The organism is Mycobacterium sp. E2733, from assembly GCF_001667585.1.
Taxonomy (GTDB): domain Bacteria; phylum Actinomycetota; class Actinomycetes; order Mycobacteriales; family Mycobacteriaceae; genus Mycobacterium.
The window spans coordinates 23,763-46,864 of sequence record NZ_LZJZ01000042.1 but is presented as its reverse complement, the minus strand read 5'-3'; the positions used below and the strand labels follow the sequence as shown (position 1 = coordinate 46,864).

Below are 23,102 nucleotides of genomic sequence, written 5' to 3'. Positions count from 1 at the left end.
TTCGGAGGCTGTGGCCGAACCTAATAACAGCAAGCAGGCACATCGTAAGCCAAACTTCAGACAAATACCCGAAAAACGTGGATTTGCTTTTCGCGAGGCATCCGCCGGCCGCCCGGGCCGAAACCGGCAAGCGGGCCACCGGACCCACAGCGCCAGTCGGATGGCGGTGGTCCCGCGCTATCCGCCCTTGGTCCGCGGGACGACCTTGGGCCGCGACTGCACGACGTGTGGATTCTCCCCGCCGCGGCGTCCCCTCCGGTCGGTCTGGTCGGTCTTGTCGTTCCCGGTTTCCCGGCCGTCCATCGCCATGGCCATGGCCGGGGACGAACCGGCGGGTGCGGATGACGGCGAAGACGATCCCCCGGTCGCGATCGGGGTCGGTATTTGGGTGCCCAAGGCCGGCACGGCGAGACTCGTGAGGACCGCCGGCACCGGCATCGAGCCCTGCCAGGTCGGCGGCACTGTAATCGCTCCCACGAACCGCGCCGTGCCCAACCCGGCCGTCGCGACGCCCAGCCCGCCGGCCGACTGCAACCCATGCACGCCGCCCGCGATGGCTTGCGGGGTTCCCGCGGCCACGGTGGTGACACCGGCCATTGCGGGTGCCGCCGGCCCGACGTTGTGGGCCAGGACCATCATCGGGGACATCAGCGCGCTCGCCGGATACATGCCGATCGGCGCCAGCGCGGTCATCGTGGTCACCGGCATCGACGAGAGCAACGACGTCACCGACGACAGGCCGGGGAAGAACGCTCCCAGCACCGACTGCAGCTCCGAAACGAAGGTGGCCCCCAGCGACGAGAACGCTCCGAAAGCCTGAGACACCAGGTCGAGCGGCGCCGTCACCAGCCCTGCCAGCCCACCCAGGGCCATCGGCGGGACGCTGAACGCCGGCAGCGTCGCCGCCACCGTCTGGGCCCCGATGTGGTAGCCCACCATCGCGGCCACATCCCGGGCCCACATCTCCATGTACTCGATTTCGGTCATCGCGATCGCCGGGGTGTTCTGACCGAAGAAGTTCGTGGCGATCAGCATGAGCAACCGGAGGCGATTTTCAAGCACCTCCGGGGTGGGCACCGTCGCCATGAACGCCGCCTCATAAGCCGTCGCCGCCGCGGTCGCCTGGGCGGACGCGAGCTCAGCTTGTCCGGCGGCCGAGATCAGCCACTGCAGATACGGTGTCGCCGCCGCCACCATCGCCGCGGACGACGGACCGGTCCAGGGACCGGCGGCGACTCCCGTCACCACCGACTCGAACGAGGCCGCCGCGGCCGCCAAATCCGCCGCCAGCGCTTGCCAGGCCGAGGCCGCCGTCAACAGTGGGCCGGGCCCGGCGCCGCCATACATCAGCGCAGAGTTGATCTCGGGGGGGAAGAACATAAAAGCTGGAATCATCACATCCCCGACTCACCGACCGAGTCAACGCCACCTACACCCACACGAACCGACACCCACCCCCCGGCGACTAGACACGTGAGGAACATCGCCCTAAGAGCCTAGGCCAATCGGCTACCCAGGAACGGTTTTTTACGAAACGTTTAATAACGCGGCGCCGGGGTCCCCACGCCGGTCAACCAGCCAAGTTGGGACCCTGGGCGGGGGCCGGAAGGGGAGGGAGCCGGCGCCGGTCAGCAACCCTTGAGCCGCGCGGCCAAGTAGTCGGCGACGGCGTTCATCGCGACGCGCTCCTGCGTCATGTCGTCGCGCCGGCGCACCGTGACGGCGTTGTCTTCGAGGGAATCGAAATCGACGGTCACACAGAACGGTGTCCCCACTTCGTCCTGGCGCCGGTAGCGGCGCCCGATAGCGCCGGCGTCGTCGAAATCGATGTTCCAGCAGCCACGCAACTCGGCGGCCAAGTCGCGAGCCTTGGGGCTCAAGTCAGCGTGCCGGGACAGCGGCAGCACCGCGGCCTTGACCGGCGCCAACCGCGGATCCAGCCGGAGCAGCGTGCGCTTCTCCATCACACCCTTGGCATTGGGGGCCTGGTCCTCGGTGTAAGCGTCGATCAGAAACGCCATGAACGACCGCGTCAGCCCGGCAGCCGGTTCGATGACATACGGGGTGTACCGCGTATCGGTGCCCTGGTCGTAGTACGACAGGTCGGCACCGGAGTGTTTTGCGTGCGTGGACAAGTCGAAATCGGTCCGGTTGGCGACGCCTTCCAGTTCGCCCCACGGGTTGCCCGCGAAGCCGAACTTGTACTCGATGTCGACGGTCCGGTCGGAGTAGTGCGAGAGCTTGTCGGCGGGGTGTTCGAATAACCGCAAATTCTCCGGGTCGAGGCCGAACTCGACATACCACTGCAGGCGGGTGTCGATCCAATATTGGTGCCATTCCTTCGCGGTCGACGGCTCCACGAAGAACTCCATTTCCATTTGCTCGAACTCGCGGGTGCGGAAAATAAAGTTGCCTGGCGTGATTTCGTTGCGAAAACTCTTGCCGATCTGGCCGATACCGAACGGCGGCTTCTTCCGCGCGGTGGTGACCACGTTGGCGAAGTTGATGAAGATGCCCTGCGCGGTCTCCGGACGCAGATAGTGCAAGCCCTCCTCGGTCTCGATCGGCCCGAGGTGGGTCTTGAGCATCATGTTGAACTCGCGCGGCTCCGTCCACTGGCCCTTGGTTCCACAATCCGGGCAGACGATCTCGGTCATCGGCACCGAGTCGGGGTCGTCGATGCCCTTCTTGGTCGCGTAAGCCTCCTGCATGTGGTCCTGCCGATGCCGATGGTGGCAGTTCAGGCACTCGACCAGTGGGTCGTGGAAGACCTCGACGTGGCCGGAGGCCACCCAGACCTGCCGCGGAAGGATGATCGACGAATCGATGCCCACGACGTCGTCGCGCCCGGTGACCACCGATCGCCACCACTGCCGTTTGATGTTCTCTTTGAGTTCCACTCCCAGCGGGCCGTAGTCCCACGCCGACCGGGTGCCGCCGTAGATCTCACCGGAAGGAAAGACGAAGCCGCGCCGTTTGGCCAGGTTCACTACGGTGTCGATGACGGACGCCACGGGGTGGTGCACTCCCTTTCCGGGTTTGGGTGGGCACGAGCGGCGCTCGGCCGCCGTGCGCAGAGCATTCGTCATCGTAACGATCGGCCCCGCGGTCTTTGACATGCGTCATCATGCATGTGACAGTGGAAGTCGACCGTCTCACGGCGTGTCCTCCCCACTACCTGGCACTTCTCGAGGTGATGACTCTCTCCATGGCGATATCCCCCTCCCCGTCTTCCTCGATGCCGGCCACCGCCGGCGGTGACATGGGATCGGTCATGAGCGCGGTTGCCCACGAGCACGCCGAAACCGTGCCCGGCGGACACGCGCCGGCGGACTACCCCGTCCCGCCGCCGCGGGAAATTCTCGACGCGGCCGGGGAGCTGCTGCGCGCGCTGGCCGCTCCGGTGCGGATCGCCATCGTGTTGCAGCTGCGTGAATCCCAGCGCTGCGTGCACGAGCTGGTCGACGCGCTCGGTGTGCCGCAGCCATTGGTCAGCCAGCACCTGAAGATCCTCAAGGCCGCCGGCGTCGTCGCCGGGGAGCGATCCGGCCGCGAGGTGCTGTATCGGCTGGCCGACCATCACCTGGCGCACATCGTCGTGGACGCGGTCGCCCACGCGAGCGAGGACACACCGTGACAGGCGCGAGTGTCCGGTCGACCCGTCAGCGAGCGGCGATCTCCACGCTGATGGACACCCTCGACGACTTCCGCTCGGCGCAGGAGTTGCACGACGAGCTGCGCCGCCGCGGCGAGAACATCGGGCTGACCACCGTCTACCGGACGCTGCAGTCAATGGCGGCGGCGGGAATGGTCGACACGCTGCGCACCGACACCGGCGAGTCCGTCTACCGCAGGTGCTCCGAACATCACCATCACCATCTGGTCTGCCGCAGCTGCGGTTCCACCATCGAAGTGGGCGACCACGAGGTTGAGGAGTGGGCGGCGCAAGTCGCGTCCAAACACGGCTATTCCGACGTCAGCCACACGATCGAGATCTTCGGCACCTGTTCACAGTGCGGGTCCTAGGTTGACCCTTGCCGGCCGAACGCGGCACGGCGGAAAAAATAGTTCTGGAAAAAGTGTCCCGACACGCGCCCGCCGCGTGCTCCTACCCATGAGTGGCCCACGGGCCGAGACGAGCAACAACTCTAGGGAATTGAGAGCACCATGCGGAACCACCCATCGCCCCATCTGCGGCCCGTCCGCGACGTCGAGGCTCCGTCACTGCAATTTCGCACCATCCATGGCTACCGACGTGCGTTCCGGATCGCGGGGTCGGGACCGGCTCTGCTGCTGATCCACGGCGTCGGCGACAAGTCCACGGCATGGGAGCCGGTACACGCCAAACTGGCGCGACGGTTCACGGTCATCGCACCGGATCTGCTGGGCCACGGGGAATCGGACAAACCACGCGCCGACTACTCGTTGGCAGCCTTCGCGAACGGCATGCGCGACCTGCTTGCCGCGCTTGACATCGACCGTGTCACCGTGGTCGGTCATTCGTTCGGTGGCGGCGTCGCAATGCAATTCGCCTATCAGTACCCGCAGTTGGTGGAGCGCATCGTGCTGGTCAGCAGCGGCGGCGTCGCCCAGGAGGTAAGCGTGGCCTTGCGGTTGGCGGCGATGCCGTTGGGCAGCGAGGCCCTGGCCATGCTGCGCATGCCGGGCGTGATGCCGGCGATCCGACTGTTCGGGCGGGCCATGGCCACCGTATTGGGCCCCACCAACCTTGGGCACGACGTCGCCGACGTGGTAAATCTGCTCGAGGGCTTCCGGGACCCGCGCGCATTGTCGGCGTTCGCGCGCACCTTGCGGTCGGTGGTGGACAAGCGCGGCCAATTCGTCACAATGCTGGACCGAAGCTATCTCGCGCAACCTATTCCGGTGCAAGTGATCTGGGGCGAGGATGACTTCGTGATCCCGGTGGACCACGCCCGGATGGCCCACGATGCGATACCCGGGTCACGGTTAGAGATCTTCGAAGACTCCGGGCACATGCCGTTCAAAGACCACCCGGATCGCTTCGTCGAAGTCGTCGAGCGGTTCGTCGACTCGACCCGACCGGCTCAGCACGACCAAGACCTCCTACGCTCGTTGCTGCAGGCCCGCGTCGACGAAAACGCCCGGGGATCGGTAGCCGTCGCGCTGACCGAATCGGCGGTGTCCTAGAGTCCTAATCCGTCAACGCGCGACGTATCCCGGCGCCCGAATCCAGCACCAACAGAACCAGAGTGCGCAGGGCATCGTCGGTCAGGCCGCCGCCGGGAAAGTTATAACGCAGCATCACGTCGGCGATTTTGGCGCTGTTTTTACTCGAATTGCGTTGCACGGCTTTCTTGTTGATTTTCTCGACGAGCGAAACGCTGCCAAAGTTGCTCTCGCGGGCCTGCCTGGCGACCTGATCGCTGACTTTCTTGGTCAGTGGCAGATCCCACGCCACGACCTGGGTCAGCGACACCAGATCGAGGTCGTCGGCAATGCTCACCACCCGTAACGAGGCGATGGTTCCCCCATGGCGTACGGTCAGCGCCCCGTCGGTTTCCTGTTCGACCGGAAGGACTTCACCGAGCACGGACGCCAGACGCTCTTGCAGTGACGGCATTAGGCACTCCCGAATCTTCTATTGCGAGAAGCGTATTCCTCGCAGGCCGCCCACAGGTCGCGGCGGTCGTAGTCGGGCCACAGCTTGTCCTGGAAGATGTACTCCGCGTAGGCGGCCTGCCACAACATGAAATTGCTGGACCGCTGCTCCCCCGAGCTTCGCAGGAAGAGATCCACGTCGGGAATGTCGGGCCGTTGCAGGTGCTGCGCCACCGTCGCCTCGGTGATGCGCTCGGGGTTCAGCCGGCCGGCGGCGGCCAGGCGCGCGATTTCTTTTGTGGCGTCCGCGATCTCGGCGCGGCCTCCGTAGTTGACGCAGTAGTTGACGGTGATGACGTCGTTGTCCTTCGTCATGTCTTCAGCGATCGCCAATTCATTGATCACGCTGCGCCACAGGCGTGGACGCGAGCCCACCCAGCGGATCTTGACCCCTATGGTCTTGAGGTTCACGCGGCGCATGCGCACCACGTCGCGGTTGAAACCCATCAGGAAGCGGACCTCCTCTGGCGAACGCTTCCAGTTTTCCGTGGAGAAGGCGTAGAGGCTGAGCCACTTGATCCCGATTTCAATTGCGCCACATACGATGTCAATGACGACCGCCTCGCCCGCCTTGTGGCCGTCGGTGCGGGTCAACCCACGTTGGGTGGCCCAGCGGCCGTTGCCGTCCATCACGATCGCCACATGATTGGGCAAGCGATCGGCCGGGATCCGGGGCGCCGCCGCCTTCGAGATGTGCTGTGGTGGCCGGCTCGGTCCGCCGCCTGGAGACGGCGGCAACTCGGGGAACACCACCGGCCATGTCGACTTTTCGGGGAAGACCGGGTAATCGTCGGGCGCCGGGGGCAGTTGCGGGAAGCCGGTCGACTTGAGCTTGCGCTCCGCTTTAGCCACAGTCCAACTGCTCCATCAGCGCTGCTCGCCGTTCGGCGATGGTGCGGTCGACGTGATACGTCCGCTCCACCAGTGGCAACGTCTTGAGCTGGCGTTCCAGGTGCCATTGCAGGTGCGCGGCCACCAGTCCGCTGACGTAGCTGCGGTGCGATTGCGGGGCTTCTTCGGCGAACTCCCAATCGCCGTCGTGCAGCGCGGACATCAGATCCAGCACACCCGGCGGCGGTGTCGTCGACCCGGCCGGACGGCAGTGCGTGCACACGCTGCCTCCGGCGCCGACATGAAACGCGCGATGCGGCCCGGGGGTGGCGCACCGGGCGCATTCGGTCAGCGCCGGCGCCCATCCGGCGATGCCCATGGCACGCAGCAGGTAGGCGTCCAGCAGCAGGTCCCGGGAGCGGCGGCCGTCGGCCACCGCCCGCAACGCGCTCACCGTCAGCCGGTGCAGGGCCGGGGCGGGGGCCCGCTCCTCCCCGGCGAGGCGTTCGGCGGTTTCCAGCATCGCGCACCCACAGGTGTAGCGGCCGTAGTCGCTGACGATGTCGGTGGCGAACGCGTCGATCGAGACGACCTGGGTGACGATGTCGAGATTGCGGCCGGGATGCAGTTGCGCGTCGATGTGCGCGAACGGTTCCAGCCGCGCACCGAATTTGCTGCGGGTGCGGCGAACGCCCTTCGCCACCGCCCGAACCAGGCCGTGGTCGCGGGTGAGCAGCGTGACTATCCGGTCGGCTTCGCCGAGCTTATGTTGACGCAACACCACCGCCCGGTCTCGATACAGCCGCATCACAATAGTTTTGCACCCCGCCGCGACAATGCTGGTATCCGCGCCGGTTAGTCTCGTACCCCGTGATTGGCGCTACCGAGTCAGGTCCTGGATCCCTTTTCGGATCCGGCGGCCAGCGCCTGCCCACACTGACTGACCTGCTCTATCAGCTTGCCAGCCGGTCCGTGACTTCCGTCACACTGGTGCGCCGGTCCCTGCACGCCATCCACGCGAGCCAGCCCACACTGAACGCCTTCCGCGTGGTGCTCACCGAGTCGGCCCTGGCCGATGCGGCGGCGGCCGACCGGCGGCGGGCGGCCGGAGACACGGCGCCGTTGCTGGGCATCCCGATCGCGGTCAAAGACGACGTCGACGTTGCTGGAGTGCCCACCGCCTTCGGCACAGAGGGCTATGTCGCACCCGCCACCCACGACGCCGAGGTGGTTCGCCGCCTGAAGGCCGCGGGCGCGGTGATCGTCGGCAAGACCAACACCTGCGAGCTGGGCCAGTGGCCCTTCACCAGCGGACCCGGGTTCGGCCATACCCGCAACCCCTGGTCGCGCCGGCACACCCCGGGCGGATCCTCGGGTGGCAGCGCGGCCGCGGTGGCCGCGGGACTGGTCACTGCGGCAATCGGCTCCGACGGCGCGGGCAGCGTGCGCATTCCCGCCGCGTGGACGCACCTGGTGGGCATCAAGCCGCAGCGCGGACGCATCTCCACCTGGCCACTGCCCGAGGCGTTCAACGGCATCACGGTCAACGGTGTCCTGGCCCGCACGGTGGCCGACGCGGCCCTGGTGCTCGACGCGGCGTCGGGCAATGTCGAGGGCGACCGGCACAAGCCGCCCCCGATCACCGCCTCGGACTATGTCGGTATCGCGCCCGGCCCGCTGAACATCGCCCTGTCAACCCGGTTCCCGTACACCGGTTTTCGGCCCAAGCTGCATCCCGAGATTTTGGCCGCGACCCGGGCGGTGGCCAAGCAGCTGGAGCTGCTCGGCCACACCGTGGTGCCGGGCAACCCCGACTACGGCCTGCGGCTGTCGTGGGACTTCCTCGCCCGGTCCACCGCCGGCCTGCGGGATTGGGAGGAGCGGCTGGGCGACGGGGTGATCCTCGATCCCCGCACGGTGTCCAATTTGCGTGTCGGCCACGTGCTGGGTCAGGCGATCCTGCGGACCGCGCGCAGGCATGAAACCGAGGCCCAGCGTCGGGTGGGTTCGGTCTTCGACATCGTCGATGTCGTCCTGGCCCCGACCACCGCCCAACCGCCGCCGCTGGCGCGCGCCTTCGACCGGCTGAGCGGCTTCGGCACCGACCGCGCGATGATCGCCGCGTGCCCGTTTACCTTCCCGTGGAACGTGCTGGGCTGGCCGTCGATCAACGTACCGGCCGGGTTCACCTCCGAGGGGCTGCCGATCGGCGTGCAGTTGATGGGGCCGCCCAACAGCGAGGGCATGCTGATCTCGCTGGCCGCCGAGCTGGAGGCCGTGTGCGGGTGGTCGACCAAGCAGCCGACCATGTGGTGGAACGCCGAAACGGGCGCGCCGCCGGTGTCCGGCGCCCCGCCGCCGAAGTGAAAATCCAAGCGGCACATCACCTTGGATGACTTCGCTTGAGCGACTTCGGGTTTGTCGATGCCCGGGCACGGTGATCGGCGGCGCCCGCAAGCGAATCACGGTCCTCTTCGACGAATTCGCCTACCGGGCACTGTCGATGGCGGCGGTGCACGAACACGGGTTACTCGAGGTCACGGAGGCGGTCGCATAGCCGGCAGCAACGCGGGTACCCCGAAACGATGGACCAATCTGATGCTCCACTGTTAGATGCGCTGGTCGATTACCGGGAAAAGAACCGGTACGGGTTCACGCCACCGGGCCACCGGCAGGGCCGCGGCACCGATGACCGGGTCTTGGCCGTCCTGGGCCGTGAGCCGTTTCTCGACGACGTGCTGGCCAGCGGCGGGCTGGATGATCGCAGGACCAGCCACGAGTACCTCAAGCACGCCGAAGACCTGATGGCTGAGGCAGTGGGCGCCGACCTCGCCTGGTTCTCCACCTGCGGCAGTTCGCTGTCGGTGCGGGCCGCGATGATGGCCGTGGCCGGCGGCGACGGCAGCCTGCTGGTCGGCCGGGACAGTCACAAGTCGATCATCGCGGGGCTCATCTTCTCGGGGGTGCAGCCCCGGTGGATCACCCCCCGCTGGGATGCCGAGCATCACTTCTCCCATCCCCCGTCGCCGCACCAGGTGGAAGAGACCTGGGACAAACACCCCGACGCCGCCGTTGCGCTCATCGTCAGCCCCAGCCCGTACGGCACGTGCGCCGACATCGCGGGGATCGCGGAGGTTTGCCACGCTCGCGACAAGCCGTTGATCATCGACGAGGCCTGGGGGGCGCACCTGCCGTTCCACGAGAACCTGCCGACCTGGGCGATGGATGCCGGTGCGGACGTCTGCGTGGTCAGCGTGCACAAGATGGGCGCCGGCTTCGAACAGGGCTCCGTGTTTCACGTACAGGGCGACCGGATCGACCAGGACCGCTTATCGGCCTGCGCGGACCTGCTGATGACCACCAGCCCCAACGTCCTGGTGTATGCCGCCATGGACGGGTGGCGACGCCAGATGGTGCAGCGCGGCCACGAATTACTCAGTGGTGCATTGGATCTCGCGTGTCAGCTGCGTCAGGACATCGAAACCATCCCGGATGTGAAGGTGCTCGACGACGAATTGCTCGGCGTGCAGGCCTCTCACGACCTGGACCGGATGCAAATTTTGATGGACGTGGCCGCGACGGGGACCTCCGGGTATCAGGCTCATGACTGGCTGCGCGAGCACGCCCACATCGACACGGGGATGAGCGACCATCGCCGCATGCTGGCGACGCTGTCCATGGCCGACGACAAGGACACCGCAGGCCGCCTCACGGAGGCGCTGTGGGCGTGGCGCAAAGCCGCCGACGACTTCGACCCGCCACCTCGCATCGACCTGCCGTCACCCGAGCAGCTGCAGCTGGAAACGGTTTGCCTGCCGCGTGACGCGTTCTTCGGGCGCGTCGACACGGTACCCACCGAACGAGCCGCGGGCCGCGTCGCGGCCGAGCAGTGCACGCCGTATCCGCCGGGGATTCCCGCCGTCGTACCCGGCGAGCGCCTCAACGATGCCGTGCTGGACTACCTGTGTTCCGGTGTGCGCGCCGGCATGAACGTCCCCGACGCGGCCGATCCGTCGCTGCGCACCATCCGCGTGCTCGCGTGACCGGCCTCGCGACGATCGCAAGCGCGGCGAAGCCGGGCGCTGCGGGTCGTCGCCATCGGCCTCGCGACGATCGCAAGCGCGGCGAAGCCGGGCGCTGCGGGTCGTCGCCATCGGCCTCGCGACGATCGGGTTCAGTCAGCGTGGGCGCGACATCACCCGGTTGCCAACGGCTTTGATGCTGTCGGGCAGCACGCGGTTCGCCGCACCCATGGCCTTGACGAGGACGGAGCCGGCGATGATCTTCTGATCACCGCGCATCAACGCCTCGAACCCTTGCCGCGCGACCTTGGCGGGATCGTCCTTGGGGCCCTTGCCCATCAAGGACTCAACCATCTTGGCGCGACCGAAGAAGTTGGTGTCGGTCGGTCCGGGCATCAGCGCCGTGACAGTGATTGACGTGTCGCGCAATTCGTCCTGGAGCGCTTCGGCAAACGACTGGACGAACGACTTCGACGCGTTGTACACCGGCTGATAAGAACCCGGCATCTGGGACGCGATGGACGACGTGAACAGCACCTTGCCGGAATCACGATTCGCCATGTCGCGCAACACCAGCTTGGCCAGGTGAACCGTCGAGCGCACGTTGAGGTCGACGATGCTGAGGTCGTCGGCAAGTTCGCTCTTGAGGAACATCTCGCCGCGGCCGACGCCCGCGTTGAGCGCCGCGGCGGCCAGCACCCGGTCGCCCTCGATCGCGCTCTGGTACAAGTGCTCCACCCCCTCGGCGGTGCGCAGGTCGACCTGGATCGGCTGCACGGTGGAACTCCACCGGGAGAGTTTGTCGGGTACGTCTCTGATGGCGTCGTCTTCGGCGGCCACGACCAGGTCGTAGCCGTGTTGGGCGAACTGCTTGGCCAGTTCGAGCCCAATGCCGCTCGACGCGCCGGTGACTAACGCGTACTGTGCTTGGGTCATACGCGTCGGCTACCCGCCGCCGATCGGATCAAACTTCAGAAGCCAAGCCGACCAAGCTGTTTGGGGTCGCTCTGCCAGTTCTTGGCGACCTTGACACGCAGGTCGAGGTAGACCTTGGTGCCGAGCAGCTTTTCGATCTGGCCGCGCGCCGCGGTACCCACCTGTCGCAGTCTGGCGCCACCCTTGCCGATGATGATGCCCTTCTGGCTGTCGCGCTCGACGAAGAGCAGGGCATGCACGTCGATGAGGTCGTCGCGGTCCTCGCGGGGGTTGACCTCGTCGATGACCACGGCCAACGAATGCGGCAGCTCGTCGCGGACGCCCTCCAGGGCGGCCTCGCGGATGAGCTCCGCCATCAGGACTTCCTCGGGTTCGTCGGTCAGCTCGCCGTCGGGGTAGTACGCCGGGCCGGCGGGCAGCGCCGCGGCCAGCACGTCGATCAGGACGTCCACCTGCGCCCCGGTAGCCGCGGATACCGGGACGATCTCGGCCGAATCACCGACCAACTCACTGACCGCGACCAGCTGCGCGGCCACCCGGTCCCTGGGCACCTTGTCGATCTTGGTGACGATGGCCACCAGTGCCGTCTTCGGTGCGATCGAACGGATTTGGTCGACGATCCATCGGTCGCCGGGACCGATCGCCTCGTCGGCCGGAATGCACAACCCGATCACGTCGACTTCGGCATAGGTGTCGCGCACCAAGTCGTTGAGCCGCTTGCCCAGCAGAGTTCGCGGCCGGTGCAGGCCCGGCGTGTCGACGAGGATGATCTGAAAATTCTCCCGGTGCACGATCCCGCGGATGGTGTGCCGGGTGGTCTGCGGCCGGGTAGAGGTGATCGCCACCTTGGTGCCGACGAGCGCGTTGGTCAGCGTCGACTTGCCGGTGTTCGGTCGGCCGACCAAACACACGAAGCCGGAATGGAATTCGGTCATGTCGCCGGACGTTTTCACCGCGGACGCTCGCTTGGCGTCATAGCGGGTGCTCTCCATCGGAGCCGTTGGACTCGGGCGCGGCCGGGCTCAGCAGGACCGTGCCGATCCGTACCCGCCCCCGGTGGTCGGTGCCGCCTTCGGCTTGGAGGCGCAGGCCATGCGAGACCACCTCGGCCCCGGGCAGCGGAACCCGGCCCAATTCGAGGGCGAGCAGGCCGCCGACGGTATCGACGTCGAGGTCGTCGTCGAAATCCACGTCGTACAGCTCGCCGAGGTCTTCGATCGGCAACCGTGCCGAGACGCGAAAACGCCTGTCGCCCAGATCCTCTACCGGTGCCGTCTCCGCCTGGTCGTACTCGTCGGCGATCTCGCCGACGATCTCCTCCAGCACGTCTTCGATGCTCACCAGGCCGGCTATCGCGCCGTACTCGTCGACGAGAAGAGCCATATGGTTGCGGTCGCGCTGCATTTCGCGTAACAGCGTATCCAGTGGCTTGGAGTCCGGCACGAACACCGCTGGACGCATCACTTGTGCCACGGTAATGCCACGACCACCATCACCTGACAGAAAGCTCTGCTGCACAAGGTCTTTCAGGTATACGACGCCGACGATGTCGTCAACGTTCTCCCCGATCACCGGGATGCGGGAATGCCCACTGCGCACCGCCAGGTTCAACGCTTGGCTGGCAAGCTTGTCGCTTTCGATCCAGATCATCTCGGTGCGCGGCACCATCACCTCGCGGGCCGGGGTGTCGCCGAGCTCGAAGACCGACTCGATCATCCGGCGTTCGTCGGCGGCGACCACGCCGCGTTGCTGGGCCAGGTCGACGACTTCGCGTAGCTCGATCTCGGATGCGAACGGCCCGTTGCGCAGGCCGCGGCCGGGTGTCAGCGCGTTACCCAGGACCACCAACAACCGGCTGAGCGGCATCAACAACCACGAGATGAGCCGCAGCGGAACGGCGGTCGTCAACGAGATGGAGTACGCGTGCTGGCGACCGAGGGTCCGCGGGCCCACCCCGATCACCACGAAACTCATGACCACCATGGTGGCGGCGGCCCCGAACAACGCCCAGTTCAAGCCGAAGTTGTCGTAGAGGAACAGCACCAGCAGCACGGTCGCGGTGATTTCGCAGGTGATGCGCAGCAGCACAACCAGATTGATGTAGCGCGGCCGCTCGGCCATCACCTCGGCCAGCGACACGGCGCCGGGCCGCTCCTCGCGCACCAGCTCCTGGACCCGCGCCAGCGACACCGTGCTGATGGCGGCATCGATCGCCGCGAACAGCCCGCCGATGGCGATGAGCGCCATCGCGCCGAGCAGCCAGGACAGACCGGTCAATTGCCGGAAGACCTCGACGTGGTGACAGGCTCCCCTACGTCGTCGTCACTTCGCTTCCGGTTCAGGGCCCAGGCGCCAAGGCACACCACTACCCCCAGCACCCCGTAGCCCAGGGCCGAGGGCCACCAGGGCGGGGCGGGTTGGGCGGGCTCCTCGTGCGGGCGAACCGCCAGTACCACCAGGAAGTTCCCGTCGTCGGTCGGTCCGATGCCGGGCAGGGACTGAGTCTTGGTCACCCTGATCTGGGCGCTGGCGCTGCTGGAGTCGTTGACCTGACCCCAGGCGAGGGTGGAGTCGTCGAGCAGGAAGATGGTGTCCCGGCTGCCCGCCGGCTGGCTCTCGTCAAGGCCCACCACCGCCACCTGCGCGACCTCCACGGTCTGACTCGCGGCGGGGATGTTGACCAAGACGGTCTTGTACACCTTCGCGGGCTCCGGCGGCTTGTAGTCCGGGGGCGGCGGGCCGTTGAAGCCGTCCGGCGGAACCGAGCCCCCGCCGTAGAAGCTGCCCGACGCCACCCAGCCGTCGCCGACCGCGGTGAACGGGTACACGCCGACGGTCGCCGCATCGAGCACGAGCCGGGCACCGGCCGGCACGTAGGCCTCCCGGTAAGCGCCGCTGTAGAAGTAGCGGAACGTCATCGCCTGGTTGAGCGGGTTGAACAGGGCCGGCCTGCGGAACGCGTCGTCGTAATCGACGTAATCCCAGTGGCGGGGTCGGACCAGCCGCTGATTGTCGACCTTCAGGACGTCAACGTTCTCCCGGTGCGTGCTGACGACGTTCTGGACCCGTTGGTTGAAATCCAGCTGCGTGGGCGGCTGCGGTGGGTCGGCGGGGTTGACGCGCGTCGGTGGTGCGGCCTTGGCCGCCGCGACCGCCTGCGGCGCAACGTCCAGCCCCCGCGGCGGTGCCACCACCGGAACGTTTCTGGGCGCATCGGGGCCCGCCGCGTTGATCGTCGGGACCGTGTTCCCGGGCGGCAGGTTCGGCGGAATGAGCGGCGGGCCCTGCACCGGCACCGGGCTGGGCGGAACGTACGCGGGAATCTCCGGAATCTGCACCGGGCTCGGGGACGGCGGCGGCTGAGCGCGCCGGGGCGGCGCGTCCTGGGAGCACACGTTGGAGGTGTGGTAGCGCGCCACCAGGTATTGACACCACTGGCAGCTGGTCGGGTTCGACCCGCTGCCGGCGCATGGAGCCGCCTCCGCCACCCCGATCGTGGCGGCCACCAACGAGATCGGTGCGAAGGCGATGGCGGCGGCGGCCGCGATCCCGAATGCTTTGCGTGGGCTCAATTGTCGAAATACCTTGACTTGTCCAGTAACCGGCGATCCCGCTCCTGCTGGCGGTCCTGGTGGTAGGCCTCGACTTGCTCGGCGACCCACTCTTCGAGCAACCGGTCCTGAAGGGTGAACATCTCTTTTTCCTCGTCCGGCTCACCGTGGTCGTAGCCCAGCAGATGGAGCACACCGTGGATGGTCAACAGTGCCAACTCGTGGCCGAGGCTGTGCCCCGCCGCGTCTGCTTGTCCGGCCGCGAATTCCGGGCACAGCACGATGTCACCCAGCATCGACGGCCCCGGCTCCGGGGCGTCGGGCCGGCCACCCGGCTCGAGCTCGTCCATCGGGAAACTCATCACGTCCGTCGGCCCGGGCAGGTCCATCCACCGCATGTGCAGGTCGGCCATGGCCGCCGTATCCAACAGCACCATCGACAGCTCGGCCGCCGGGTTGACGTCCATCTTGGCGATGACAAACCGTGCGACGCTGATCAACTCGGTTTCGGAGACGTCGATGCCCGACTCGTTGGACACTTCAATGCTCATGAGACGCCCATAAAACCATCAAAGCCCTCGTCACCGGCGCCCGCGGGAGCCCGACGCACGCCGAGCCGCCCGGTTCATCGTCAGGCCCGGTTCTTCGAACTTGGCGTACGCGTCGACGATTTCGGAGACCAGCCGGTGGCGCACCACGTCCACACTGGTCAGCTCCGCGATGTGGATGTCCTCGACGCTGTCCAGGATCTCGATCGCCGACCGCAGGCCCGACTTGGCGCCACCGGGAAGGTCCACCTGGGTGATGTCCCCGGTGATGACCATCTTCGATCCGAAGCCGAGCCGGGTGAGGAACATCTTCATCTGCTCGGCGGTGGTGTTCTGCGCCTCGTCGAGCACGATGAAGGCCGAATTCAACGTGCGGCCACGCATATACGCCAACGGCGCCACCTCGATGACCCCGGCCGACATCAGCTTCGGGATCAGCTCCGGATCCATCATGTCGTACAGCGCGTCATACAACGGGCGCAGATACGGGTCGATCTTTTCGCTCAGTGTGCCCGGCAAAAAGCCAAGGCGCTCACCGGCTTCCACCGCCGGACGGGTCAGGATGATGCGGTTTACCTGTTTGGTCTGCAACGCGCTGACCGCCTTGGCCATCGCCAGGTACGTCTTCCCGGTGCCGGCCGGGCCGACCCCGAAGACGATGGTGTTGGCGTCGATGGCGTCGACGTAGCGCTTCTGGTTCAGCGTCTTGGGCCGGATCGTCTTGCCGCGCCGCGACAGGATGTCCAGGGTGAGCACTTCGGCCGGCGACTCGTTGTCGGTGCCCGCCAGCATGGCGACGCTGTGGCGGACCACCTCCGGCGTCAACGGCTGACCGTTGGCGACGATCGCGACCAGCTCGGAAATCGCGCGCTCGGCCAGCGCGACGTCGGCCGGCTCGCCCGAGACGGTCACGGCATTGCCACGCACGTGCAGATCGGCGTTCAGGCTGCGCTCCAGCGCGCGTAGGTTTTCGTCTGCCGAGCCCAACAAGCCGACGACGACATCGGGCGGAACATCGATGCTGCTGCGTACATGGGCGTTGGCCTGGAGGCCTCCGGCTGCGTCAACAGCGCTGGTCTCGCGGGGCGTCACGTGGCTCTCGATGCCTGCTTCCTCGGCTTGTCGGTGGTTTGCTCGGCTGCCTAAGTCTACGCCGGAGCCCCAAATTGGCCAGCGTTCAACCGCCTATTCGACGGCCCGAGCCCGGGGAATCAAAGGGTCGAAGCATCATCCCACCGTGGCGTGAGCACGCCGAGCGCCCCCAGCGCCACCGCCGCGGCGGTGGACGTGCGCAGCACCTGGGGGCCCAACCGCACCGGCGCCGCCCCCGCCTCGGTCAACGCGGCGATCTCGTCGGGCGCGATCCCGCCTTCGGGACCCACCACGAGAAGCAACGAAGTCGCGCCGGCGAGATCGAGTTTGCTCAGCGGGTCGGTGGCCGACTCGTGCAACGCCAGCGCCACGGCCCCGGCGGCCACTTCGTCGCGGATCCGCTGGGTCAGTCCTGCGGTGGACAGGACGCCGTCGACGGGCGGGATGTGCGCCCGTCGGGATTGCCGGGCCGCCGAACGGGCGACGGCACGCCACCGGCGCAGGCCCTTGTCCACGCGGGCGCCCTGCCAACTGGCCACGCACCGGGCCGCCTGCCAGGCCAGGAACGCGTCGGCGCCGGCTTCGGTGGCCAATTCGATGGCCAACTCCGAACGCTCCGACTTCGGCAGCGCCTGCACCACCGTCACCGGTGGCTGCCCGGCCGCGACGCTCCACCGCTTGAGCACCCGGGCGCGCAACCCGTCGCGGCCAGCGTGCTCGACCTCGCAGTGCGCCAGCCCGCCCGCGCCGTCACCGAGGACCAGTTGCTCGCCGGGCCGGATCCGCCGCACGGTGGCGGCGTGAAACCCCTCGTCGCCGTCGACGACGGCCAGCGAGCCGGTGCCGGGCAGCGCGTCGACGTAGAAGAGCGTCGCGACCATGCGTGCGCGCCTTTTTACTCGCGACTAACGCCCGGTGAAGGTTTCGCGCAGCCGGCTGAACAGCCCGCCGCCGGCGTGCGTCGAGCGGACCTCGGGCACGTCGCGGCTGCGCCGGGTCTTGAACTCGCGCAGCAGTTCGGAGTCGTGGTGGTCCAGCCGGCTGGGGACGACCACCTCGACGTGGACGTGCAGATCCCCGCGGGTGCCCGACCGCAGGTGCGGCATCCCGTGGCCACGCAGCGTGATAACCGAATTCGGTTGCGTGCCAGGCGGAATGGTGACCTCGCTGATGCCGTCCAGGATGGCGTCGATGGTGACCGTGGCGCCCAGCGCCGCGTCGACCATGGGCACCGAGACCGTGCAGTGCAGATCGTCACCCTCGCGCACGAACACGTCGTGGGCCTGCTCGTGAACCTCGACGTACAGGTCGCCGGCCGGCCCTCCCCCGGGCCCGACCTCGCCCTGGGCGGCCAGCCGCACCCGCATACCGTCGCCGACCCCGGCGGGGATCTTGACGCTGATCTCGCGGCGGGCCCGTACCCGGCCGTCGCCCATGCACTGGTGGCACGGATCGGGGATGACGACGCCCACGCCGCGGCAGGTGGGACACGGCCGCGAGGTCATCACCTGGCCCAGCAGCGACCGCTGCACCGTCTGGACCTCGCCGCGGCCGCCGCACGTGTCGCACGGGACCGGCACCGAGTCACCGTTGGTGCCCTTGCCCTGGCAGCGGTCGCACAACACCGCGGTGTCGACGGTCACCTGCTTGGTCACGCCGGTTGCGCACTCTTCGAGGTCGAGCCGCATCCGCAGCATCGAGTCCGAGCCCGGCCGCACCCGGCCGATGGGGCCGCGGGAGGTCGTGCCGCCGCTGAAGCCGCCGCCGAAGAAGGCCTCGAACACGTCGCCGAGGCCGCCGAACCCGCCGCCGAAGCCGCCGCCCGCCGCGGCGCTTTCCAGCGGATCGCCGCCGAGGTCGACGATGCGTCGTTTCTCGGGGTCGCTCAGCACCTCGTAGGCGGCGCTGATCTCCTTGAACTTCGCCTGCGCGGCCTCATCCGGGTTGACGTCGGGATGCAGCTCGCGGGCCAACTTGCGGTACGCGCGCTTGATCTCCGCATCGCTGGCGTTTCTGCCCACCCCGAGCAGCCCGTAATAATCGCGTGCCACGCCTGACTCTCCTAAACCTGGTCCTTATCCCGCGCCTGCGCGTGCCGCGGGTGCGCGTTCATCGAGCACCCAGGACTTCGCCGATATATAGGGCAACCGCGGCGACGCTGGCGATAGTTCCCGGATAGTCCATCCGGGTAGGCCCCAGCACGCCCATTCCGCCGAACACGGTGTCGGAGGTGCCGTAGGCGGTGGTCACCATCGAAGTTCCCGCCATTTGCTCGGCGGCCGTCTCATGGCCGATGCGCACCGTCACCTTACCGGCCTCCTGCTGAGCCGCCAGCAACCGCAGCACCACCACCTGTTCCTCCAGCGCTTCCAGGATGGAGCGCAGCGAGCCGCCGAAATCGGCGGCATTGCGGGTCAGGTTGGCGGTCCCGCCCATCAGCAAGCGTTCTTCGGTGTGTTCCACCAAGGACTCCAGCAATACCGTCGCCGAGCGCCCGACAGCGTCGCCCAGGCCGTCCGGGGCGCGCAGCTGTCCGGCCAGGTCGGCCACCGCGATCGAGGCCGCCGAGAGCTTCTTGCCCACCAGCGCCTGGCCGAGCATCTCGCGGAGCTGGGACAGCTGGTGATCGTCGATGACGTCGCCGAGTTCGACGATGCGCTGATCCACCCGACCGGTGTCGGTGATGACCACCATCAGCAGCCGGGCCGGGGTCAGTGCGATCACTTCGAGATGACGCACCGTGGACGACGTCAGCGTCGGATACTGCACCACGGCCACCTGGCGGGTCAGCTGGGCCAGTAGGCGCACCGCCCGGCGCAGCACGTCGTCGAGGTCGACGCCGGACTCCAGGAAGCTCAGGATCGCGCTGCGCTCCGCCGAGGACAGCGGCTTGACGTCGTGGAGCCGATCGACGAACTCGCGGTAGCCCTTCTCCGTGGGCACCCGCCCGGAGCTGGTGTGCGGCTGGGTGATGTAGCCCTCGGCCTCCAGCACCGCCATGTCGTTGCGGACGGTTGCGGACGAGACGCCCAAGTTATGACGCTCCACCAGGGTCTTCGAACCGATGGGCTCCTTGGTGGCAACGAAATCGGCGACGATGGCGCGCAGCACCTCAAAGCGACGATCGTCGGCACTTCCCACTCGTCGTCACCTCTCTTTACCGCCCTGACCCGGGTTCATTTTACGGGTCGCGAGCCGTGCTAACGGTTACAGCGGCCGGTTGCCGGGGCGGGGTGGCGCCTCCCTCGGCGGCGACCGCTGGAATTAGGGAGGGTTGGAGGCTGGCGACCCTGCTCCGGATAGCCTGTCCAGCATGAACCGGTCGGGTCATAGGACGTCGGGAAAGATCCGGCGATGATCTTCAAGGGAGTGCGCGAGGGCAAGCCGTATCCCGAGCACGGGCTGTCCTACCGCGACTGGTCGCAGATTCCGCCGCAGCAGATCCGCCTCGATGAACTGGTCACCACGACGACGGTGCTCGCACTGGACCGCCTGCTGTCGGAGGACTCCACCTTCTACGGCGACCTCTTTCCGCACGCGGTGCGGTGGAAGGGCGTCACCTATCTCGAGGACGGCCTGCACCGCGCGGTCCGGGCCGCCCTGCGGAACCGCACCGTGCTGCACGCCCGGGTGTTCGACATGGACATGGCCCCGGGGCCGCCCAGGTAGGTGGGCCGGTCACGTTTGCGCCGCGCCGGGTGTCGACTTAGTGAGGACGTTGGTTCACACCCCAACTTGCTAGGAGGATCGCCATGTCCCGGTTGCCAGGGCTCTCCGACCGCGACGCCGGCCTGAGCGCCAAGATCGCCTTCTTCTTCACCAAGCGCAAGCTGGCGCAGATGACCGGTCTGGAAACGGCCGGGATGCTGGAACCGCTGCGGATGTACGCGCACATCCCCCGGCTGCTCAACGCCTACGGCAAGCTCGAGCAGGCCGAGTCGAGGCTGAATATCGTCAGCCCCCGCCACCGCGCGCTCGCGGAGCTCAAGTCGGCGACGACGGTGCGCTGCGAGTACTGCATCGACCTCGGTTCACAGATCGCCCGCCAATGGGGCCTCACGGACGAGGAACTGCTCGCCCTGGCGGACTATCGAAACGCCTCGTGCTTCTCCGAAGTCGACAAGCTGATCCTCGAGTACGCGACCGGGATCAGCCGCACCCCCGTCGAGGTGAGCGACGAGCTTTTCGACGCGCTGAGAGGCCATTTCGACACCGCCCAGCTCGTCGGGCTCACCCACGTGATCACGCTGGGCAATCTGCGCGCCCGCTTCAACCTTGCGCTCGGGATCGGCTCGTCCGGCTTCTCCGCCGACCGGGTTTGCGCCCTGCCCGAGAGCCGCGGTGGCGCGTGACCGTGGATGCGTCGGTGACGGCGCGTTTCGAGGCGGCGCGACCGCAGCTGGGCGCTATCGCGTACCGCATGCTGGGCTCGATCGACGACGCCCAGGACGCCGTGCAGGAAGCGTGGCTGCGGCTGAGCGGCACCCGCTGCGGCGACATCGCCAACCTGGACGCGTGGCTCACCACGGTGGTGGCCCGCATCTCTTTGAACATGCTCCGCGACCGCCGGACGCGCGGCCTGACCGTGGCCCTCCCGGATCCGATCGTGGAAGTCGAGGGCGAATCGGACCCCGAACACCGCGCGATGCTCGCCGACGCGGTCGGGCTGGCGCTGTTCGTGGTGCTGGACACCTTGCCGCCGGAGCAGCGCCTGGCGTTCGTGCTGCACGACGCCTTCGCCGTGCCGTTCGACCAGATCGCACCCATCGTCGGCCGGACGCCGGAGGCCACCCGCAAGCTGGCCAGCCGGGCTCGCCGGCGCATCGAAGAGGCCGATCCGGCCCCCGACGGCGACGTGGCCGCCCAGCGGGAGGCCGTCGACGCCTTCTTCGCGGCCGGCCGTAGCGGTGACTTCGGCCGGCTGGTGGCCGTGCTCCATCCCGACGTGGTGCTGCGCGGCGACTTCGGCCACGGCTCCCCCGGTTTCCGCGCCGAGGGGGCCGCCGCCGTGGCGAGACTGGCCCGCGGCTACGCGGGTCCGGACCGCGAAGTGCGCTCGGCGACCATCAACGGGGCCGCGGGCGCGGTCATCTTTGTCGCCGGGCAGCCCACGGCGATCATGGGCTTCGTGGTGCGGGACGGCCTGGTCGCCTCGATCGAGGTGCTGGCCGACCCCGTCCGCGTCGCCAAATCAGACCTGCGCGCGCTGCGCGCCGGTCACTGACCGGCGGCCTGCAGCAACTCCATCGCCGACGCCCGCGACAGCACCCAGCCGCCCTGGTTGACGAACGTGACGTTCTGGGCGACCGGCGACGTCAGCTTGGGACCGGAGACGGCGACGTCAGCGGTGGCCGAACCGGCCGCGGCCGGTTGGATGTTCGTGACGTCGAACGACAGCGGCAGGTCGCCGTTCTTGGCGGCCTTCTGCAGCTTCTTGTCGGCGACGTGCGCCTCGATGCCGCTGATACCCCCCTGCACCAGGTTGCTCTTGCTGGAGAAGGAGACGCTCGGGTCGGCCAGGCTGTTCAGCACGCCGGTCAGTTGGTCGGCGGTCGGGACGTCGGCGGTCGCAGCCGAAGCCGGATCCTGCGGCAAAGGCGCGCCGACCGCGGCCAGCCGCACGTGATCCACCGGCGCCGCGACGGACGCCGCGGCGGCGGCCGCACCCCCGATGACGGCGAAGGCTGCCACGCTGGTGGCGAGCAACTTGACGGTTTTCATGGTTCCCCCTTCGACGGGCACGAATTTCGACGGATCCACACATCTGGCGTGGGTGTCAGCGCGCCTGCTACTCCTGTTGTTTCGCGACTCGGCACGGCAACGTTACGACCAGGCCATATGAAGACAACATGCGCAACCTGTGCGCGCGCTGTGTGGCCGCCCAGAATTCTAGCCGCCTAGTTCGTCGCCGTCGCCGCCTGGATCAGGGCGATGGCGGCGTCGTGCTGCAGGACCCAGTTCCCGCCCTGGTTGACGAAAACCAGGTGCTTTTGCACCGGCCCGGCGAACTTCGGACCCGAGATGGCCACGTCCGCCTGCGCCATGTTCGGGCCGGCCGGCGCAATGTTCGTCACGGCGAACGTCTCCGGGAAGTTTCCGTTGCGGTAGGCCTTTCGCAGATCGTGGTCGGCGACGTGGCCCTCCTCGGGGCTGATGCCGTTCTCGACCAGATTGTTCTTGGTCGTGTACGAGACGCCCGGATCGGTGGCCTGGTTGCACAGGGTCGACAGCTGTTCCGCTGTCGGCAGTGCTCCCGGTGCCGGCGGCGGCGGTGGCGGGTCCTGCGGTAACGGCGTGCCGACCGCGGCCAACTGCACCTGATCCATCGGTGCTGCGACGAAAGCGCCACCGGCGGCTCCCCCTATGACGGCGAACGCCGCCACGCCGGTGGCAAGAGTTTTCATGGACTTCACGGTCTTCACGGTTCCCCCTTCGATACGCACGAACCGTGGCGGGATCTCAGCGATCTTGTCCCCCAGAAG

25 protein-coding genes are annotated in these 23,102 nt (G+C 67.6%); 9 read left to right on the top strand and 16 right to left on the bottom strand.

The window, feature by feature from the left end; genetic code table 11:
* Nucleotides 1–177: 177 nt before the first annotated feature.
* Together A5678_RS09555 and A5678_RS09550 are read right to left on the bottom strand one after the other, a co-directional pair.
* Nucleotides 178–1,395 (bottom strand): PPE family protein, encoded by a 1,218-nt coding sequence (locus A5678_RS09555; RefSeq protein WP_068041254.1) that lies wholly within the window; start codon nt 1,393–1,395, stop codon nt 178–180.
* 233 nt (nt 1,396–1,628) lie between these two features.
* Nucleotides 1,629–3,026, bottom strand: coding sequence for a glycine--tRNA ligase (locus A5678_RS09550; RefSeq protein ID WP_068041296.1), 1,398 nt, complete (start codon nt 3,024–3,026; stop codon nt 1,629–1,631).
* Between the two features lie 248 nt (nt 3,027–3,274).
* On the opposite strand from A5678_RS09550, the gene A5678_RS09545 reads away from it, so the two are divergent.
* From A5678_RS09545 to A5678_RS09535, 3 genes are all read left to right on the top strand, one after another.
* Nucleotides 3,275–3,637, top strand: a complete 363-nt coding sequence (locus A5678_RS09545) for a helix-turn-helix transcriptional regulator (RefSeq protein ID WP_231983619.1) — start codon at nt 3,275–3,277, stop codon at nt 3,635–3,637.
* Nucleotides 3,634–4,026, top strand: coding sequence for a Fur family transcriptional regulator (locus A5678_RS09540; protein WP_068041249.1), 393 nt, complete (start codon nt 3,634–3,636; stop codon nt 4,024–4,026). Before A5678_RS09545 ends, A5678_RS09540 begins: the two co-directional genes overlap by 4 nt.
* Nucleotides 4,027–4,167: 141 nt before the next feature.
* Nucleotides 4,168–5,169, top strand: coding sequence for an alpha/beta fold hydrolase (locus A5678_RS09535; RefSeq protein WP_068041246.1), 1,002 nt, complete (start codon nt 4,168–4,170; stop codon nt 5,167–5,169).
* 4 nt (nt 5,170–5,173) lie between these two features.
* On the opposite strand, the gene A5678_RS09530 is transcribed toward A5678_RS09535, so the two are convergent.
* Genes A5678_RS09530 through recO form a run of 3 tightly spaced genes read right to left on the bottom strand, consistent with a single transcriptional unit; the run spans nt 5,174 to nt 7,279 of the window.
* A complete protein-coding gene (locus A5678_RS09530) occupies nt 5,174–5,602 on the bottom strand; it encodes a hypothetical protein (RefSeq protein ID WP_068041242.1) in 429 nt (142 codons plus the stop codon).
* A complete protein-coding gene (locus tag A5678_RS09525; RefSeq protein ID WP_068041239.1) occupies nt 5,602–6,492 on the bottom strand; it encodes a decaprenyl diphosphate synthase in 891 nt (296 codons plus the stop codon). Before A5678_RS09525 ends, A5678_RS09530 begins: the two co-directional genes overlap by 1 nt.
* The gene (gene recO, locus A5678_RS09520) at nt 6,485–7,279 is read right to left on the bottom strand and encodes a DNA repair protein RecO (RefSeq protein WP_068041230.1); all 795 of its coding nucleotides are present in this window, start codon (nt 7,277–7,279) and stop codon (nt 6,485–6,487) included. The genes A5678_RS09525 and recO overlap by 8 nt, the downstream gene beginning before the upstream one ends.
* A gap of 62 nt (nt 7,280–7,341) precedes the next feature.
* Between recO and A5678_RS09515 the strand changes: the two genes are divergently transcribed.
* Genes A5678_RS09515 through A5678_RS09510 form a run of 3 tightly spaced genes read left to right on the top strand, consistent with a single transcriptional unit; the run spans nt 7,342 to nt 10,514 of the window.
* On the top strand, nt 7,342–8,838 hold the full coding sequence (locus A5678_RS09515) for an amidase (RefSeq protein ID WP_068041227.1): 1,497 nt from the start codon (nt 7,342–7,344) through the stop codon (nt 8,836–8,838).
* Between the two features lie 25 nt (nt 8,839–8,863).
* Complete coding sequence (locus A5678_RS27020; RefSeq protein ID WP_156746831.1) at nt 8,864–9,028, top strand: hypothetical protein; 165 nt, start codon at nt 8,864–8,866, stop codon at nt 9,026–9,028.
* Nucleotides 9,029–9,056: 28 nt separating this feature from the next.
* Complete coding sequence (locus tag A5678_RS09510; RefSeq protein WP_068041224.1) at nt 9,057–10,514, top strand: aminotransferase class I/II-fold pyridoxal phosphate-dependent enzyme; 1,458 nt, start codon at nt 9,057–9,059, stop codon at nt 10,512–10,514.
* Between the two features lie 135 nt (nt 10,515–10,649).
* On the opposite strand, the gene A5678_RS09505 is transcribed toward A5678_RS09510, so the two are convergent.
* The 9 genes from A5678_RS09505 to hrcA all read right to left on the bottom strand — a co-directional run bounded on the left by A5678_RS09505 (nt 10,650) and on the right by hrcA (nt 19,761).
* Nucleotides 10,650–11,429 carry an SDR family oxidoreductase gene (locus A5678_RS09505; protein WP_068041215.1) on the bottom strand — a complete coding sequence of 260 codons (780 nt, stop codon included), beginning with the start codon at nt 11,427–11,429 and terminating at the stop codon, nt 10,650–10,652.
* A gap of 35 nt (nt 11,430–11,464) precedes the next feature.
* Nucleotides 11,465–12,364, bottom strand: a complete 900-nt coding sequence (gene era, locus A5678_RS09500; RefSeq protein WP_068041293.1) for a GTPase Era — start codon at nt 12,362–12,364, stop codon at nt 11,465–11,467.
* Nucleotides 12,365–12,401: 37 nt separating this feature from the next.
* Entirely contained in the window at nt 12,402–13,706 is a 1,305-nt protein-coding gene (locus A5678_RS09495) for a hemolysin family protein (protein ID WP_068041213.1), read from the bottom strand.
* Nucleotides 13,703–15,001 (bottom strand): hypothetical protein, encoded by a 1,299-nt coding sequence (locus A5678_RS09490; RefSeq protein WP_068041210.1) that lies wholly within the window; start codon nt 14,999–15,001, stop codon nt 13,703–13,705. The genes A5678_RS09495 and A5678_RS09490 overlap by 4 nt, the downstream gene beginning before the upstream one ends.
* Complete coding sequence (gene ybeY / locus A5678_RS09485) at nt 14,998–15,531, bottom strand: rRNA maturation RNase YbeY (RefSeq protein WP_068041204.1); 534 nt, start codon at nt 15,529–15,531, stop codon at nt 14,998–15,000. The genes A5678_RS09490 and ybeY overlap by 4 nt, the downstream gene beginning before the upstream one ends.
* 30 nt (nt 15,532–15,561) lie before the next feature.
* Complete coding sequence (locus tag A5678_RS09480) at nt 15,562–16,620, bottom strand: PhoH family protein (RefSeq protein ID WP_068041198.1); 1,059 nt, start codon at nt 16,618–16,620, stop codon at nt 15,562–15,564.
* Between the two features lie 119 nt (nt 16,621–16,739).
* Nucleotides 16,740–17,501 carry a 16S rRNA (uracil(1498)-N(3))-methyltransferase gene (locus tag A5678_RS09475; RefSeq protein ID WP_068041195.1) on the bottom strand — a complete coding sequence of 254 codons (762 nt, stop codon included), beginning with the start codon at nt 17,499–17,501 and terminating at the stop codon, nt 16,740–16,742.
* Nucleotides 17,502–17,525: 24 nt separating this feature from the next.
* Nucleotides 17,526–18,671: a molecular chaperone DnaJ gene (gene dnaJ, locus A5678_RS09470; protein ID WP_068041192.1), complete on the bottom strand. Its 1,146-nt coding sequence runs from the start codon at nt 18,669–18,671 to the stop codon at nt 17,526–17,528.
* A gap of 58 nt (nt 18,672–18,729) precedes the next feature.
* Complete coding sequence (hrcA, locus tag A5678_RS09465) at nt 18,730–19,761, bottom strand: heat-inducible transcriptional repressor HrcA (protein WP_068041190.1); 1,032 nt, start codon at nt 19,759–19,761, stop codon at nt 18,730–18,732.
* 213 nt (nt 19,762–19,974) lie between these two features.
* Here hrcA and A5678_RS09460 point away from each other — a divergent pair, with 213 nt between their 5' ends.
* From A5678_RS09460 to A5678_RS09450, 3 genes are all read left to right on the top strand, one after another.
* On the top strand, nt 19,975–20,289 hold the full coding sequence (locus tag A5678_RS09460) for a type II toxin-antitoxin system VapB family antitoxin (RefSeq protein ID WP_068041187.1): 315 nt from the start codon (nt 19,975–19,977) through the stop codon (nt 20,287–20,289).
* A gap of 83 nt (nt 20,290–20,372) precedes the next feature.
* Nucleotides 20,373–20,972 carry a carboxymuconolactone decarboxylase family protein gene (locus tag A5678_RS09455; protein WP_068041185.1) on the top strand — a complete coding sequence of 200 codons (600 nt, stop codon included), beginning with the start codon at nt 20,373–20,375 and terminating at the stop codon, nt 20,970–20,972.
* Nucleotides 20,969–21,844, top strand: a complete 876-nt coding sequence (locus A5678_RS09450) for a sigma-70 family RNA polymerase sigma factor (protein ID WP_068041182.1) — start codon at nt 20,969–20,971, stop codon at nt 21,842–21,844. The genes A5678_RS09455 and A5678_RS09450 overlap by 4 nt, the downstream gene beginning before the upstream one ends.
* Here the strand turns inward: A5678_RS09450 and A5678_RS09445 are convergent.
* Nucleotides 21,838–22,341: a hypothetical protein gene (locus A5678_RS09445; RefSeq protein WP_068041290.1), complete on the bottom strand. Its 504-nt coding sequence runs from the start codon at nt 22,339–22,341 to the stop codon at nt 21,838–21,840. The two genes, A5678_RS09450 and A5678_RS09445, sit on opposite strands and share 7 nt — an antisense overlap.
* A 176-nt stretch (nt 22,342–22,517) precedes the next feature.
* Nucleotides 22,518–23,033: a hypothetical protein gene (locus A5678_RS09440; RefSeq protein WP_068041289.1), complete on the bottom strand. Its 516-nt coding sequence runs from the start codon at nt 23,031–23,033 to the stop codon at nt 22,518–22,520.
* Nucleotides 23,034–23,102: the final 69 nt, after the last annotated feature.

What these genes read in the sequence shown, in the direction of transcription:
- A5678_RS09555 (WP_068041254.1), bottom strand. Translation starts at nt 1,395, where the DNA reads ATGATTCCAGCTTTTATGTTCTTCCCCCCCGAGATCAACTCTGCGCTG.
- A5678_RS09545 (WP_231983619.1), top strand. Translation starts at nt 3,275, where the DNA reads ATGAGCGCGGTTGCCCACGAGCACGCCGAAACCGTGCCCGGCGGACAC.
- A5678_RS09535 (WP_068041246.1), top strand. Translation starts at nt 4,168, where the DNA reads ATGCGGAACCACCCATCGCCCCATCTGCGGCCCGTCCGCGACGTCGAG.
- A5678_RS09530 (WP_068041242.1), bottom strand. Translation starts at nt 5,602, where the DNA reads ATGCCGTCACTGCAAGAGCGTCTGGCGTCCGTGCTCGGTGAAGTCCTT.
- recO (WP_068041230.1), bottom strand. Translation starts at nt 7,279, where the DNA reads ATGCGGCTGTATCGAGACCGGGCGGTGGTGTTGCGTCAACATAAGCTC.
- A5678_RS27020 (WP_156746831.1), top strand. Translation starts at nt 8,864, where the DNA reads ATGACTTCGCTTGAGCGACTTCGGGTTTGTCGATGCCCGGGCACGGTG.
- A5678_RS09510 (WP_068041224.1), top strand. Translation starts at nt 9,057, where the DNA reads ATGGACCAATCTGATGCTCCACTGTTAGATGCGCTGGTCGATTACCGG.
- A5678_RS09505 (WP_068041215.1), bottom strand. Translation starts at nt 11,429, where the DNA reads ATGACCCAAGCACAGTACGCGTTAGTCACCGGCGCGTCGAGCGGCATT.
- era (WP_068041293.1), bottom strand. Translation starts at nt 12,364, where the DNA reads ATGACCGAATTCCATTCCGGCTTCGTGTGTTTGGTCGGCCGACCGAAC.
- ybeY (WP_068041204.1), bottom strand. Translation starts at nt 15,531, where the DNA reads ATGAGCATTGAAGTGTCCAACGAGTCGGGCATCGACGTCTCCGAAACC.
- A5678_RS09475 (WP_068041195.1), bottom strand. Translation starts at nt 17,501, where the DNA reads ATGGTCGCGACGCTCTTCTACGTCGACGCGCTGCCCGGCACCGGCTCG.
- A5678_RS09460 (WP_068041187.1), top strand. Translation starts at nt 19,975, where the DNA reads ATGATCTTCAAGGGAGTGCGCGAGGGCAAGCCGTATCCCGAGCACGGG.
- A5678_RS09455 (WP_068041185.1), top strand. Translation starts at nt 20,373, where the DNA reads ATGTCCCGGTTGCCAGGGCTCTCCGACCGCGACGCCGGCCTGAGCGCC.
- A5678_RS09445 (WP_068041290.1), bottom strand. Translation starts at nt 22,341, where the DNA reads ATGAAAACCGTCAAGTTGCTCGCCACCAGCGTGGCAGCCTTCGCCGTC.